Origin of the sequence: Tardiphaga sp. (assembly GCF_044336785.1) — a bacterium.
GTDB lineage: Bacteria > Pseudomonadota > Alphaproteobacteria > Rhizobiales > Xanthobacteraceae > Tardiphaga.
Window position 1 is genome coordinate 1 of the sequence record NZ_JBIIOT010000119.1, and the last position, 13,729, is coordinate 13,729.

Sequence of the window (13,729 nt, forward strand, 5' to 3'; positions counted from 1 at the left end):
AGACGGAACTGCCCAAGGTTGCGATCAGGCCGCCCGTATGACGGGCGCGACTTCGGTGCCGAGAAGTTCGATCGAGCGCTTCATCGCTGCGATTTCGAGCGAGGCGGTGCTCATCTGGAAGGTGATGCGCGCGATGCCGCCGAGTGCTTCGCTCGCGTGGCGCATCTTTGCGGCGACGGTGGCCGGCGCACCGATCAGATACGCGCCTCCGGGGCCCGCCGTGGCGTCGAATTGCTGGCGCGATGGCGGCGACCAGCCGCGCTCACGGCCTATCTTTGCGGTCAGATGCGCCCAGCCAGGGAAGAAGGCATCGCGCGCGGCTGCATCGGTTTCTCCGACAAAACCCATCGCATGCACGCCCACTTTGAGCTTGTCGGGACTTTGTCCGGCACGCTCGCCAGCTTCGCGATAGAGATCGACCAGCGGGCGAAAACGCTCGAATGTGCCGCCGATGATCGCAACCATGAGCGGCAGGCCGAGCGTGCCAGCGCGTATGAAGGATTCCGGCGTGCCGCCAACGCCGATCCAGACTGGCAGGCGTGGCTGATGGGGGCGGGGATAGATGCCCTGGCCCTCCAGCGCGGCGCGGAAGCGACCTTTCCAGATCGGATGTTTGGTCTCGCCCAGTTTCAGGAACAGCGCGAGCTTCTCGGCGAACAGTTCGTCATAGTCCTGCGGGTTCATGCCGAAAAGCGGATAGGCCTCGCCGAACGAGCCACGGCCAACCACGAGTTCCGCACGGCCCTTCGAGATGAGATCGAGGGTCGCGAATTCCTGAAATACGCGCACGGGATCGGCGGCGCTCAGCACTGTCACCGCGCTTGTCAGCCGGATGTTCTGAGTGCGTGCTGCTGCCGCAGCCAGGATGATCGCTGGGGCGGAATCAAGGAATTCGGCGCGGTGATGCTCCCCGATGCCGAAAACATCGAGCCCGACGCGGTCAGCGACCTCGACCTCATCAAGGAGATCGGCCATGCGATCGGTGGCCGAAGGAAGTTGGCCGCTCATGGGGTCGGGAAGGATGGCCGCAAAACTGTCGATGCCGATTTCCATGGGTATCATTCCAATTCATGTGTCCGCGCGGCGGATCGCTCTGGTCGGTTATAACTGGGATGACGGGACGTGGTACAAGCGTCCCGTCGTCCCCGCACGCGTTAGCCCGCAGTCTTCGGCACCGGCGTGTTCAGAAGCTGCTGCTCCCACAGGAACGCGATGCCGCTTCCCGCTGCGTGCTGGACAAGCACATCCGTCATCTTGCCCGCTGTCCCGAGCCGGGCCCAGTCGCGCTGCCATTCGGCCGCGAGCGCCAGCCAGGTCATCATATTGGCGCCAGCCGCAATCATGCGCTGGATGGCGACTTCATGCGCTTCAACCGACGTGCCGCCCGATGCATCGGTGACCACCGTGACATCCCAGCCTTCACCGAGGGCCTGGATAACCGGCATCGCGACGCAGATCTCCGTCCACAGGCCTGCGATGATCAGCTGCTTGCGACCCGTCGCCTTGACAGCCTCGACGACTTTCGGGTCTTCCCAGGTGTTGATGAAGGTGCGGTCGATCACTTCCTGGTCGGGGAACACATCGGTGATCTGCGGGAAGATGAGGCCGCCGCGTTCTGCGATCACACTGGTCAGGATGGTCGGAACATTGAAAGCCTTCGCAGCCTTGGCCAAGGCTGCCGACGCATTGACCACAGCATGCGGATCGTGGCTGTTCAGATTGGTGAGCTGATAAGGCTGGTGATCGATCAGAACGAGAACCGAGTCTTCGGGGCGAAGAAGCGACGCAAGGCCATTACGACGGGTCATGAATACATCCTCTGCTGCCGTTGTGAGTGAGACGGGGTTTCTGCAGACATGCGACAACGGCGACACTGCCTGGGCGCGGTATTGCCGTTCGCGGGCGTAGTGAGGTAGTGCCCTTCCATGGCAAGCTGTGTCGCAAAACGGGGAACGCCGAATTGGACATCGAAGAATTACGTACATTCGTGGAAGTCGCCGATGCCGGCGGTGTGTCACCTGCGGCAAGACGTCTCGGTGTTTCCAAATCAATCGTCAGCCGTCAGCTTGCCCGGCTCGAAGCGGAACTCGGCGTTCAATTGCTTGCGCGCACCACGCGTGGTGCCGCACTCACGGAAGCCGGAATCCTGTTTCGCGATCATGCGGCGCGTGCGTGCGCCGAGATCGATGCGGCCAGGGAACTGATCCTGCCCGATGGCGAGCTCTGTGGCCGCTTGCGCATCGCCGCGCCGCTGACATTCGGCCCGACGCATCTGGCGCCGGTGCTTGCGGAGATGGCGCGCAACCATCCGCAGCTTCACGTCCACACCTTCTATAGCGATCGCTTCGTGGACCTCATCGCGGAAGGGTTCGATTGTGCGATCCGGTTTGGCTATCTGCAGGACTCCAGTCTGATCGCGCGATATATCGGGCCCCTATATGGCAAACTGGTCGCGAGCCCGGACTATATCAAAACGCATGGTGCTCCCGAGACACCGGACGAACTCATCACCCATCAAGCGCTGATGCATGGCACCGAAGCCTGGCAACTCATGGATGGCGACAAGGTGATCTCGGTGCGCCCGCAGGGGCGCTTCAAGGCCGATGAGAGTACGGCTCTCGTCGCCGCCGCTCTGGCAGGGCTCGGCATCGCCCGGATCCCCGACGATATCACGCAGGAGCATGTGGCATCCGGTGCGCTGGTTCCTGTGATGACACGCTATCCGCCGCCAGCGGCAGGCATCTATGTCATCCGACCGTCGAGCCCGCATCCAGCGCGAAAGGTGAGGGTACTCACCGAGATGCTGATCGAATGTTATGGCAAAGCTGCGAACGCGGTGGAGGCAAGTGGCTAGAGCGCGCGTGCGGATCGCTTCAGAACATCCCGTTGAGGTTTTCCGCTTCGGAAGGGATTGTCTGCAGCACATCCCAATGCTCCACGATTTTGCCGCCCGGTGTGAGCCGAAAAATATCGATCGCGGCGTAGTCCTGGTCGCCGGGCCAGTGTTGCAGGCAGTGCAGGACGACGCAATCACCTTCGGCAATCACACGCCGGATTTCCACGCGCTTGCCCGGCCATTCGCGGGCCATGCGCTCGAAATAGGCGATGAAACCGTCGATGCCATCAGCCACATGCGGATTGTGCTGGGTGTAGCTGTCGCCGGCATAGAGCGCGATCGCCTCGCGTGGGCGGCAGTCGTTGAACATCAGTTCATAGAAGGCGACGACATTGGCCTTGTTGCGCTCAGTCCCGGACATGACGACCTCCAGAATACGACAATCTGTACCTCATGCTGCGGGAGGATCGATAGTGCAGCTGGAGAGCGTATCATCTCGGAGTTTGGGATGTGAGGTTCAATGCTGCTTCGTGGCGTGCTGGGGATCGGTCACGTCGCATGTGATGCGATGGACGAACGCTTTGATGAAGGGCGCGGCGAACACCACGATGGGCAGCATGATCAGCCAGGAGATGACCCATGCCGATAGCCAGTGCGCGAGAAAAGATCTTTCCTGCCAGAATGGCACGCTCGCGACGGCAGCCGATACGCCGCTGGTGAGGCCGGACTGGATCACGCCGAATGTCAGGTGGCTGTAGCGAGCAGGGATAAGCGTCATTGCATGTCCTCCTGGTCAAGGGGGCAAAGCAATAAGCTTGCCAGCTGGATGAGGAAGCCGTCGCATGTGTCGTCGCTCGTGCGGGCAGAAGCGCTCTCGCGGGTCACGAGCGCTGAAGCTGTCGGCGCATCACGATGACGTTCTCTGGCGGCTTCTCGTGCGTGATGTCGACGAGTGATCCGAGCATGCGCATGGGGCGGCCGCTGTCGTCCAGCGAGCACTGGCCGTCGGCACGGACCCAGCGGATCGTGTCAGCGGACTTCACCCGGTATTCGACATGGAACTGCTCGCCCGTCCGGATGGAGTTTTCCAGCCTGCCGTTGAATTCCGCGGCGTCGTCGGCATGGATGCATTCGATAATGCGCTCGATCGGATGTCCGCGGGCGCCCAGTTGAGCGTCGACATTGAAGAACGAGCCCGCATAATCATTCGTGTAGTTCTTGTTGTTGGCAACATCCCAGTCCCAGACACCGATGCGTCCGTCCGCTTGCGCGGTCGTCATCAGCTGATCGAGATAGGCCTGGTTGGTCGCGAGCTTGAGCCACATCGACAGCGTGTTGCAGCCATTGGCCTGAGCAAGTTCAGCCAGACTTTCGCAGATACTCGCCACTGAGATGAGTTTCGCCATTGAAACGATCCGCGGTCGTTGATGTGCCGGGGAAATTGTATCTGATATTGTCTAAATCTTGAAGTGTGCCGGTCCTATGCCGAGCCTGTCATCGGCTGGGCGTTGGACATCAGCTCCTCATTCTCGGCCAGTTGAATCCATGACAGCGCCTGATGCAGCAGACGAAGCATTTCGGCGTCGTCCGGACTCTCGATCGCTTTCCGTCCCACGTCAGCAGCGCGCCGACGATATTGCAGAGAGATGCTCGTCAAGTATGCACTCATGTCCAATTCTCGCGCTGAACTACACAAGTACTGGCGCATTCTGGATTGCAGTCAAGCCGTGAAGATGTGGAATGCCTTCGCTCAACATGGAACCGTCGGAGGCGCGGCTCTCCGTTACCATCATGCGCGTTTTGTTGCTGGCATGCCTGGCATTCAAGGCCTGCAAGCGAGGTGACTTCGCTCCGATCGTGGCCATGGGCGGCGTTGCCGATTCTCTCTCTTCGCGATGCGGTAACAACCGCGATCGATGAGTTGATTGTCTCACTATGTTCGTTACGGCCAGTGAATCAAAAAGCCCGCGGACATGCCGCGGGCTTTTTGATGTGTGAGGGCGCTGACGCGGTTCAGTGGCGATCGGTGCTCACGACGCGGGCTTCGCGGATATTGATCACCTTGGTTGCCGCATTGCGCAGGCAGGAGGCTTCGAAATTCGGCCAGGCCTGTTCGGAGCAGGCGCGACCGACCTGCTTGACGTCAAGGCGGTCGGCCTTGGCCAAGGCCACTGGAACCGACGCTTCGACCCGCGGCGCGAAGCCGGGGAGAACGGTGACGGCGGCGGCAATAAAAGCAGCAATCGCAATCGCGGAAAGAGCCTTGATCATGACGGTCCCCTGTTGGTTGGGTCATTTTGACCCGTTTATTTGCAAGTCCCTGTGCCTGCCTGATTAGTCAGGGGCGGTTTCGGGAGGTTGTCGTCGCCGGGCAAACTGGTTTCATCCCGCCCGGCCTGTGTTTCATCCATCCGTCCGCGACGACACAATCCGCTGAAAAGCGTGTGTTTTCAGTGCCGTCCCAGATGCCTAATTGACGCGGTGACTGGCATTCCGGTTCGAACCGGATCGAAAAATATTGTCTGCAGGGCGGGGCGTCTTGGACGGAACCATCGGCGCTTGCGGGGCCATGCCGGGCAGGCTAGGTGAGAGGGCATGACCCGTATCGCGCTTTACCCCGGATCGTTCGATCCCGTGACCAACGGCCACCTCGACGTGGTCCGCAACGCCGTCGGCCTGTGCGACAAGCTCGTCGTCGCCATCGGTGTGCATCCCGGCAAGAAGCCGCTGTTCTCCACCGAGGAGCGGCTGGCGATGGTGAAAGACGTGTTCGGCCCGGTCGCGAAAGCTGCAGGCTGTGACTTCGACTGCACCACCTACGACAATCTCACCATCACGGCCGCCGAGAAGATCGGCGCCACCATCATGATCCGCGGCCTGCGCGACGGCACCGATCTCGATTACGAGATGCAGATCGCCGGGATGAACCAGACCATGGCGCCGGATGTGAAGACGGTCTTCCTGCCGGCCTCGGTCGGCGTCCGCCCGATCACCGCCACACTGGTCCGGCAGATCGGTGCCATGGGCGGCGATGTCTCGGCCTTCGTGCCGGAGGCGGTTGCCAAAAGCCTGAAGTCGAAATTCGCGACCTGAACTGAACGCCCCTCGGGCAGTCCTGCATCCGGAGTTTCCATGATCCGTACCATCGCCATCGCTGCCGTGTTGTTGTCGGCCGTCCCCGCTTTTGCGCAGGCGCCCGCCGCGCAGGCTCCGGCCGCAGCGCCGCTGCCGGCCGGCCTCGACAAGGCCAATGCCATCGTCATCGACACCACCAAGGGCCGCATCGTCTTCAAGCTGCGCCCGGATATCGCCCCGCAGCACGCTGAGCGCATCAAGCTGCTGGCGCGCGAGGGCTATTACAACAATGTGCCGTTCCACCGCGTCATGGATGGCTTCATGGCCCAGACCGGCGACGGCAAGAATTTTAACGGCACCGGCGGCTCGAAATATCCGAACTTGAAGGCGGAGTTCTCGCAGGTGCCTTACAAGCGCGGCGTGGTCGGCATGGCGCGCGCCGGCGATCCGGATTCGGCCAATTCGCAGTTCTTCATCATGTTCGCTGACGGCTCGTCGCTGAACGGCAAGTATACCGTGGTCGGCGATGTCGTGTCGGGCATGGATGTGGTCGACAAGCTGAAGAAGGCGCCTCCGGGCTCTGCTTCGGGGGCGGTCACCGATCCGGACAAGATGGTCAAGGTCCAGGTTGCGTCCGACATCAAGTGATGCGTGGTGCTGCGGCATGGGCATATCGTCCTGCTCGCGGCATCGGTGCTGACTGCATCGGTTCAGATGAATACCGCTTTCGCGCAGGCCGGGGCGCTGAGTACGCTGGACGGGATGTTCGAGAAGCTGAAGGGGTGCTGGCGCGGGCCTGAGCTACCGCGCGGCCATCCCGGCATGCAGATCACGGTGCTATTCAGCTTCAAGCGCGACGGCGAACTTCTTGGCCGGCCGCGGATTACCTTTGAGACACCGGATGCGTCACAAGCCGACAGCATCGCCTACCGAACGGCGGTGATGGAGACTTTGCAACGGTGCTCACCGATGCCATTTAGCGGGGGACTAGGCGACGCTGTCGCTGGACGCCCGTTCCGAATGCGGTTCGACGACCGCCGAAACCAACCCAAACCAGTCGAGAGAAAAGCATGGCTGTCACCGAAAATACTCTGATCCTTGAGACCACTCAGGGCAATGTCACCATCGAGATGCGCCCGGACCTGGCGCCGGGCCATGTCGCCCGCATTCAGGAACTGGTGCGCGACGGCTTCTATGATGGCATCGTGTTCCACCGCGTCATCGACGGCTTCATGGCACAGACCGGCTGCCCGCAGGGCACCGGCACCGGCGGTTCGGGCCAGAAGCTGAAGGCTGAATTCAACGCTGAACCACATGTGCGCGGCACCACCTCGATGGCCCGCGCGGCCAGCCCGGATTCCGGCGATAGCCAGTTCTTCATCTGCTTCGATGATGCCTCGTTCCTGAACAAGCAGTACACGGTCTGGGGCAAGGTCACCGACGGCATGGAGAATGTCGACAAGATCAAGCGCGGCGAGCCTGTGCAGAACCCGGACAAGATCGTGAAGGCCTATATGGCGGCTGACAAGGCTGCCTGATCGACGCTTTCTCTGATATCAACGACGTCATGCCCGGCCTTGTGCCGGGCATCCACGTTTTATAACCCCTGAGACCATGCGCACCGATCTGTTCGATTTCCATCTCCCGCCCGAAAACATCGCGCTTCGCCCGTCGTCGCCGCGGGAGTCGGCGCGGCTGCTCGTGGTGCGGCCGGGGGAGAAACTCGAAGATCGCACCGTTGGCGATCTTCCGAACTGGCTGAAGCCGGGCGATCAACTGGTGGTCAACGATACCAAGGTGATCGCGGCCTCCCTCACGGGGCGCCGTATCAGCCGTGAGACCGAGCCAAAGATCGAGGCGACGCTGATCAAGCGCGTCGATGGTTCGCGCTGGCAGGCCTTTGTGAAGCCGGCGAAGAAGCTCGTAGCCGGCGATGTCGTCCGCTTCGGCAATGAGGGCCGCGTCTGCCTGCTCGGGCATCTCGATGCCACGGTGGAGGCGAAGGGGGAGGCGGGCGAGGTGACGCTTGCCTTCACATTTCATGGGCCAGCGCTGGACCAGGCAATCGCCGAACTCGGCTCACCGCCGCTACCGCCCTACATCGCATCGAAGCGCGATGCTGACGAGCAGGATGCGGCGGATTATCAGACCATGTTCGCCGTCAATGAAGGCGCCGTCGCTGCGCCGACCGCAGGGCTGCATTTCACGCCGGCGCTCGAAGCAAAACTGAAGGCGCATGGCGTCGGGCTGCATCGCGTTACATTGCATGTGGGAGCGGGCACATTCCTGCCGGTGAAGGTGGATGATACCACCGAACACAAAATGCATTCCGAGTGGGGATCGATCTCGCGTGAGACCGCCGACGCGCTGAACGCGGCGCATGCCGCGGGCGGCCGCATTGTTGCTGTCGGCACCACGTCGATGCGCCTGCTCGAAAGCGCCACCGGCGAGGACGGCGTCATCAAGCCATTTGCCGACGACACCGCGATCTTCATCACGCCGGGCTATCGCTTCCGTGCTGTCGATATCCTGCTGACCAATTTCCATCTGCCGCGTTCGACGCTGTTCATGCTGGTCTCGGCCTTTGCCGGCTTCGACACCATGAAGGCAACCTATGCGCATGCCATTTCGACAGGCTACCGCTTCTACTCCTATGGCGATGCCAGCCTGCTGTTCCGTAACGAAAGCCCGCCATGACCGTCGCCAATCATTTTGAACTGCTGGGCAACAACGGCGCCGCGCGCCTCGGCCGCCTGACGACACCGCATGGTGTGGTGCGCACGCCGGCCTTCATGCCGGTGGGCACCCTCGGCGCCATGAAGGGCCTGCATTGGCGCGAGGTGCGCGATGCCGGTGCCGATATCGTGCTCGGCAACACCTATCATCTGATGTTGCGGCCCGGCGCGGAGCGCATCGCGGCACTCGGCGGCCTGCAAGAATTCACCACCTGGAACGGGCCGATGCTGACCGACAGCGGCGGCTTCCAGGTAATGTCGCTTGCGCAATTGCGAAAGGTGACGGAGCAGGGCGTTACTTTCCGCTCGCATATCGATGGCAGCAAATATGACCTGACGCCGGAGCGCGCGGTGGAAATCCAGCGGCTGCTGAATTCGGATATCGCCATGCAGCTCGATGAATGCGTGCGGCTGCCGGCAGAGCACGCCGAAATCGACCGTGCAATGCAGCTGTCGCTGCGCTGGGCCGAGCGCTGCAAGCGCGCGTTCGAGACTGCGCCCGACGGCTACATGCTGTTCGGCATCGCGCAAGGCGGCGACGTGCCGGCGCTCCGCCATGCCAGCGCGCGTGGCCTGATCGATATCGGTTTTCACGGTTATGCCATCGGTGGTCTTGCTGTAGGCGAGCCGCAGGCCGTCATGCTGGCGATGATCGAGGAAGTTGCGCCGATCCTGCCGACGGATCGTCCGCGCTATCTGATGGGTGTGGGTACGCCCGAGGACATTCTTGAAGCGGTGGCGCGCGGCGTCGATATGTTCGACTGCGTAATGCCGACGCGGAATGGCCGCCATGGCATGGCGTTCACCCGCCATGGCCAGATCAATATGCGCAATGCGCGGCATCAGGACGATCCGCGTCCGCTCGATGAGGAAAGCCCGTGGCCCTCAGCGCGCAATTATTCGCGCGCCTATCTGCATCACCTCGTGCGCGCCAATGAAACGCTCGGCGCGATGCTGCTCTCGGAGATCAACATCGCCTATTACCAGACGCTGATGCAGGGCATTCGCGCGGCGATCGAAAATGGTACGTTCGAAAATTTTCGCGCGCAGACAAAAGAAGGTTGGGCGCAGGGCGATATCGCGCCGCGCTGAGAAACCGCTCGGTCCGGACGAAACAATCGCGAACGGAATCCCCGGCAGGTCGTGTTGCATCGTTCATCGTGGGGATGAGGCAGTTGCATCGCGATAGCCGATGGAACCTCGGTTGCTCCCGCAAATAAATTGCGACATGCGTCAATATGACAACAAGCAGCGCATTTTGCGGGAACCCCTTTATTCAAAGGGCTGACGGCATCGAAACGAATGCCCTGACGTTGCATTGAAACGATACGCGACCGCAGCGAGACTTTGGCGAAATCGCGTTCTTGTTTGGCCCACACCTTCGCCGTATTTGGCCGAATTATGGTCTAAAGCGCTCTCGACGTTTCTTGGGATTGAGCGCAATCGTCATTGGAATGTAATGCGACTGCGGAAATTTTCTTCCGACTTTATTGCCTCTCTCTCCGCCGTTGCTTTGGTTGCTGTCGCCGGTCCAACCGATGCGATGGCGTTCGATCCGATCGCGTGGGTCACAGGTGACGACACGCCAAAGGTCTCGCCTGACGCGTTGCCTTACAAGGTCGAATTCGACGCCGATGGGATCGACAAGACCGCCGCTCAGGCGCTGAAGGATGTGTCTAATCTTCACAAGCTGCGCACGGATCCTCCCGTGGATGGCGAGATGCTGGTGCGGCGCGCGCAGATCGATGCGGAGCCGATGCTGCGAGCCCTTTGGGGGGCCGGATATTATGACGCGTCAGTCAGCATTGAGGTCGCATCGGTCCCGCTGGGTGAAGATGGCGCTGCCGCTGCCCAGAAGGCCGAGCAATTCCGAAACAGTGGCCTTGTTCCCATCACCGTGCGTGTGACGCCGGGAACGCTGTTCAAGCTGCGCAACATTTCCGTCGTCGATGCGGCGACCATGCGGCCGTTCGATACGGAAACGCTGCCGCGTCACGTATTGAAGATTGAGCCCGGTGTGGGCGCGAGTGCAGGGGACTTGCAGGCGGCGCAGGGGGCGATCGTCGATTACTTCCGTGCGCAGTCCTATCCGCTGGCGCGCGCGCGCGATGCCGAGCCGCTTGTCGATCATCGCAATCGGACGATGGACATCACCTTCGTGATCGATCGCGGCCCGCGCGCCGGTTTCGGCGACGTGAGTGTCAGCGGCACCGCCCATGTCGATCCCCGCGTGGTGCAGTCGTATATCTATCCAGCGCCCGGCGATCCGTATTCGCCAGACCAGATTGCGCGCATCCGCAAATCGGTGCTGCAGGTCCCTGCGATCCAGACGGTGCGGGTGCGCGAGGCGCGCAATCTCAATGGTGCCGGACAATTGCCGTTCACCGCCGAGGTGACCGAGCGCCCTAACAACGTGCTCGGCGCCTCCGCTCGGTTTTCGACCCTTGATGGCCCCAGCCTGCGCGGCTACTGGCAGCACCGTAACCTGTTCGGCGGCGCCGAGAGCCTGCGCGTCGAGGCGGACGTGTTCGTGCCGCCGCGCACCAATCAGAGCGCACTGGATACGCTGCGCGATTTCGGCTTCTCCGATCTCGGCGGACGGCTGCGCACCACCTTCATCAAGCCAGCGCTGAATGGCTCGCGGAATGACCTGCTGCTGGACGGCATGGTGGAGCGCGACCGCACCGGCGGCGATCGCTATGGCGGCTATGAAAGCGAGCGCATGACCGCCAGCGCCGCCATCCGGCATCGTTTCAGCGACACCTTCTCGGCACAGATTGGCATCGCCGGCGATGTCGGCCGCACCACCGATACGCTCGGCACTATCGATTACAACCTGATCGGCATCCCCGTTCAGGTCTCCTATGATACGACCGACCACGCGCTCGACCCGACCAAAGGCATTCGCCTGCAGGGCTTTGCAGCGACCTATCCGGATTGGCTGGGCTCGTCGGTCAGTTTCACCGAGACGCGTGCACAGGCGTCCGTCTATCGCGCGCTGGACGAGTCCGCGCGCATTGTGCTGGCGGGCCGTGTCGCGGCCGGTGCGCTGTTCGGTGCCGACAGCGCGCTGATCCCGGCCAATCATCGCTTTTATGCCGGTGGCGGTGGATCGGTGCGCGGCTTCCGCTATCGCAGCCTCAGCCCGCTCGGGCCGACCGGCGAGGTTGTCGGTGGCAGCAATCTGCTGGAAGGTTCGTTCGAGGCGCGCATCAAGGTGACCGATACGATCGGCATCGTTCCATTCGTCGATATCGGCGGCGCATTCAATTCGGGCTATTCAAATCTGGGCGAGGATATGCGCGTCGCAGCCGGTGTCGGCCTGCGCTACTATACCGCCATAGGGCCGATCCGGCTCGATGTCGCGCTGCCAATCAATAAGCGACCGGGTGAATCCGCATACGCGTTTTATGTCGGTATTGGTCAGGCATTCTGACATGCGGTTGCGCCGCAGACATATCCTGATTGCTGTATGTGCTGGCGTGCTGCTGCTCGGCATGGCTGGTTTTGCGTTGCTGCACTTGGCGCTGAAGGGGCAGGGCGACGACAAGGGCCTGCTCGCCAATCTGATCTCACGCGCGCTCTCGACGCCGGCAGCGCAGATCTCGATCGGCGATGTCTCCGGTGTGCTGACCTCGGATGTCACCGTCGGCGACGTGTCGATCGCCGATCAGAATGGTGTCTGGCTCAAGCTCGACAAGGTGCGGCTGGTGTGGCGCCGCGCAGCCCTGCTGATGGGCAAGCTCGAGATCGACCGACTGGATGTCGGGCATCTTGCCGTCTATCGCAAACCAACACCGGCGCCCGAGGCGATCGTCACCGCGCAACCATCGCCGGACTCCAATCAACCGGTAAAGGCGGAAGAACCGCTATTGCCACAAATCCCGGTCAAGTTGGAGGTCAAATCCTTTGCATTGGCCGAGTTGTCGCTCGGTGAGCCGCTGCTGGGGGGCGCGGCGCGGTTCGCCGCTTCGGGGCAGGCGCTGCTCGGCAATCCTGCCGAAGGTCTCAATCTGCGGCTCGACGCGCGCCGGCTCGACGCGCAAGGCGTCCTGGCCATCAAGCTGGACTACGTGCCGGCGAGCGGACGGCTCGAAACCACCATGACCCTCGACGAGGCACCGGGCGGCATCGTGGTGCGGCTGCTGAAGGTCGCCGATCTGCCGGCCGCCAGGCTCGATCTCAACGGTACGGGAACGTTGGATGCATTCAATGCGCGGTTGGCTTTTGATGCGGGAGCGAACACTGGCGCCAATGGCGTGGCGCAACTCGCGCAACAACCGGACGGCCGCCGCCTGACCCTCGATCTCGGCGCGCGCATCGAGGGGCTTCTGCCGTCCGTGATTCAGCCAATTTTTGCCGGGACGACGCAGTTGAACAGCAGCATCCGCTTCGCGCAGGGGGGCGCCGTTCACATCGAACCGCTGTCGGTGGTGTCGAAACTGGCGCGGCTGGATATCCGCGGTGCGATCGATGCGGAGCAGGTCGCCGACCTCACCATTCGCATGCGCGCATTGCCCAATATGGGTGAGACTACCGAGGTCAACGATATCGGCATCAAGACGCTGGCTTTCGATGCGACGGTGAAAGGCGCGCTGTTGGGGCCGCAGATCGCAGCCACGGCCATGTTGCGTGATGCTCGGTTGCCGCAGGGCAGGTTCGGTCAGATCGATGCGTCATTCAACGCGTCGCCGGCCGGCTCGCTGCTGGAGAAAGACACGGCGATCATGCTGGCCGGACAGGTGAAGGCACACGGCCTTCATGCTCGCGATGCTGCGATCGATAGTGCCGTGGGCTCGTCGCTGTCACTGGTGCTGGCGGGGACCAGCCATGCCGGTGTCATCGATGTGCAGACGCTGCAATTGCAGACCGAGACGGCGGCGGCCTCGTTCAAGGGGCAGGTGGGCAGTTCCGTCGCCAACGGCCGCGCGGAAATCTCGTCGTCCGACCTCGCACGCTTCGGCGCATTGGCCGGCCTGAAGCTGCGGGGCGCACTGGCGCTGGCCGCGGATATCAATGGCAGCCCGGACGCCGGGCGCGTTGATGCACGGCTTGTTGGCAAGCTGAGCGGGCTCGCGACCGG

The 13,729-nt window shown here is 62.2% G+C and carries 15 protein-coding genes and 1 pseudogene; 9 read left to right on the top strand and 7 right to left on the bottom strand.

The genetic code is table 11. The features are described 5' to 3' along the window. Positions 1-24: 24 nt before the first annotated feature. A complete protein-coding gene (locus tag ACIQ2A_RS22960; protein ID WP_398483761.1) occupies positions 25-1,053 on the bottom strand; it encodes an Atu2307/SP_0267 family LLM class monooxygenase in 1,029 nt (342 codons plus the stop codon). Between the two features lie 101 nt (positions 1,054-1,154). Further along, complete coding sequence (locus ACIQ2A_RS22965; RefSeq protein ID WP_398483763.1) at positions 1,155-1,808, bottom strand: hydrolase; 654 nt, start codon at positions 1,806-1,808, stop codon at positions 1,155-1,157. A gap of 152 nt (positions 1,809-1,960) precedes the next feature. Between ACIQ2A_RS22965 and ACIQ2A_RS22970 the strand changes: the two genes are divergently transcribed. Continuing rightward, positions 1,961-2,854, top strand: a complete 894-nt coding sequence (locus ACIQ2A_RS22970; protein ID WP_398483765.1) for a LysR family transcriptional regulator — start codon at positions 1,961-1,963, stop codon at positions 2,852-2,854. Between the two features lie 19 nt (positions 2,855-2,873). Here ACIQ2A_RS22970 and ACIQ2A_RS22975 read toward each other — a convergent pair whose 3' ends face one another. The 5 genes from ACIQ2A_RS22975 to ACIQ2A_RS22995 all read right to left on the bottom strand — a co-directional run bounded on the left by ACIQ2A_RS22975 (position 2,874) and on the right by ACIQ2A_RS22995 (position 5,107). Continuing rightward, on the bottom strand, positions 2,874-3,257 hold the full coding sequence (locus ACIQ2A_RS22975; protein WP_398483767.1) for a nuclear transport factor 2 family protein: 384 nt from the start codon (positions 3,255-3,257) through the stop codon (positions 2,874-2,876). A gap of 96 nt (positions 3,258-3,353) precedes the next feature. Then, positions 3,354-3,614 (bottom strand): DUF2798 domain-containing protein, encoded by a 261-nt coding sequence (locus ACIQ2A_RS22980; protein WP_398483769.1) that lies wholly within the window; start codon positions 3,612-3,614, stop codon positions 3,354-3,356. A 103-nt stretch (positions 3,615-3,717) separates the two neighbouring features. After that, positions 3,718-4,242: a PAS domain-containing protein gene (locus ACIQ2A_RS22985; RefSeq protein ID WP_398483771.1), complete on the bottom strand. Its 525-nt coding sequence runs from the start codon at positions 4,240-4,242 to the stop codon at positions 3,718-3,720. A 74-nt stretch (positions 4,243-4,316) separates the two neighbouring features. Beyond that, positions 4,317-4,493, bottom strand: a complete 177-nt coding sequence (locus ACIQ2A_RS22990; protein WP_398483773.1) for a hypothetical protein — start codon at positions 4,491-4,493, stop codon at positions 4,317-4,319. Between the two features lie 356 nt (positions 4,494-4,849). Further along, positions 4,850-5,107 carry a hypothetical protein gene (locus tag ACIQ2A_RS22995; protein ID WP_398483775.1) on the bottom strand — a complete coding sequence of 86 codons (258 nt, stop codon included), beginning with the start codon at positions 5,105-5,107 and terminating at the stop codon, positions 4,850-4,852. 324 nt (positions 5,108-5,431) lie between these two features. Between ACIQ2A_RS22995 and coaD the strand changes: the two genes are divergently transcribed. The 8 genes and pseudogenes from coaD to ACIQ2A_RS23035 all read left to right on the top strand — a co-directional run. After that, positions 5,432-5,929, top strand: a complete 498-nt coding sequence (gene coaD / locus ACIQ2A_RS23000; protein WP_398483777.1) for a pantetheine-phosphate adenylyltransferase — start codon at positions 5,432-5,434, stop codon at positions 5,927-5,929. A gap of 39 nt (positions 5,930-5,968) precedes the next feature. After that, positions 5,969-6,559, top strand: coding sequence for a peptidylprolyl isomerase (locus tag ACIQ2A_RS23005; RefSeq protein WP_398483779.1), 591 nt, complete (start codon positions 5,969-5,971; stop codon positions 6,557-6,559). A gap of 3 nt (positions 6,560-6,562) precedes the next feature. Next, the gene (locus ACIQ2A_RS23010) at positions 6,563-7,006 is read left to right on the top strand and encodes a hypothetical protein (protein ID WP_398483781.1); all 444 of its coding nucleotides are present in this window, start codon (positions 6,563-6,565) and stop codon (positions 7,004-7,006) included. Further along, positions 6,982-7,449 carry a peptidylprolyl isomerase gene (locus tag ACIQ2A_RS23015; protein WP_398483783.1) on the top strand — a complete coding sequence of 156 codons (468 nt, stop codon included), beginning with the start codon at positions 6,982-6,984 and terminating at the stop codon, positions 7,447-7,449. Before ACIQ2A_RS23010 ends, ACIQ2A_RS23015 begins: the two co-directional genes overlap by 25 nt. A gap of 76 nt (positions 7,450-7,525) precedes the next feature. Continuing rightward, positions 7,526-8,608, top strand: a complete 1,083-nt coding sequence (queA, locus tag ACIQ2A_RS23020; protein ID WP_398483786.1) for a tRNA preQ1(34) S-adenosylmethionine ribosyltransferase-isomerase QueA — start codon at positions 7,526-7,528, stop codon at positions 8,606-8,608. Further along, positions 8,605-9,738, top strand: a complete 1,134-nt coding sequence (gene tgt, locus ACIQ2A_RS23025; protein WP_398483788.1) for a tRNA guanosine(34) transglycosylase Tgt — start codon at positions 8,605-8,607, stop codon at positions 9,736-9,738. The genes queA and tgt overlap by 4 nt, the downstream gene beginning before the upstream one ends. Before the next feature lie 451 nt (positions 9,739-10,189). Continuing rightward, positions 10,190-12,082 (top strand): autotransporter assembly complex family protein, encoded by a 1,893-nt coding sequence (locus ACIQ2A_RS23030; RefSeq protein WP_398483790.1) that lies wholly within the window; start codon positions 10,190-10,192, stop codon positions 12,080-12,082. A 1-nt stretch (position 12,083) separates the two neighbouring features. Further along, positions 12,084-13,729, top strand: a pseudogene (locus ACIQ2A_RS23035) (hypothetical protein); the annotation flags it as partial.

Excerpts from the sequence above, each read along its gene's own strand:
- ACIQ2A_RS22975 (WP_398483767.1), bottom strand. The coding sequence starts at position 3,257 with ATGTCCGGGACTGAGCGCAACAAGGCCAATGTCGTCGCCTTCTATGAA.
- ACIQ2A_RS23005 (WP_398483779.1), top strand. The coding sequence starts at position 5,969 with ATGATCCGTACCATCGCCATCGCTGCCGTGTTGTTGTCGGCCGTCCCC.
- tgt (WP_398483788.1), top strand. The coding sequence starts at position 8,605 with ATGACCGTCGCCAATCATTTTGAACTGCTGGGCAACAACGGCGCCGCG.
- ACIQ2A_RS23015 (WP_398483783.1), top strand. The coding sequence starts at position 6,982 with ATGGCTGTCACCGAAAATACTCTGATCCTTGAGACCACTCAGGGCAAT.
- ACIQ2A_RS22995 (WP_398483775.1), bottom strand. The coding sequence starts at position 5,107 with ATGATCAAGGCTCTTTCCGCGATTGCGATTGCTGCTTTTATTGCCGCC.
- ACIQ2A_RS23030 (WP_398483790.1), top strand. The coding sequence starts at position 10,190 with ATGGCGTTCGATCCGATCGCGTGGGTCACAGGTGACGACACGCCAAAG.
- coaD (WP_398483777.1), top strand. The coding sequence starts at position 5,432 with ATGACCCGTATCGCGCTTTACCCCGGATCGTTCGATCCCGTGACCAAC.
- ACIQ2A_RS22960 (WP_398483761.1), bottom strand. The coding sequence starts at position 1,053 with ATGGAAATCGGCATCGACAGTTTTGCGGCCATCCTTCCCGACCCCATG.
- queA (WP_398483786.1), top strand. The coding sequence starts at position 7,526 with ATGCGCACCGATCTGTTCGATTTCCATCTCCCGCCCGAAAACATCGCG.
- ACIQ2A_RS22985 (WP_398483771.1), bottom strand. The coding sequence starts at position 4,242 with ATGGCGAAACTCATCTCAGTGGCGAGTATCTGCGAAAGTCTGGCTGAA.
- ACIQ2A_RS22965 (WP_398483763.1), bottom strand. The coding sequence starts at position 1,808 with ATGACCCGTCGTAATGGCCTTGCGTCGCTTCTTCGCCCCGAAGACTCG.
- ACIQ2A_RS22980 (WP_398483769.1), bottom strand. The coding sequence starts at position 3,614 with ATGACGCTTATCCCTGCTCGCTACAGCCACCTGACATTCGGCGTGATC.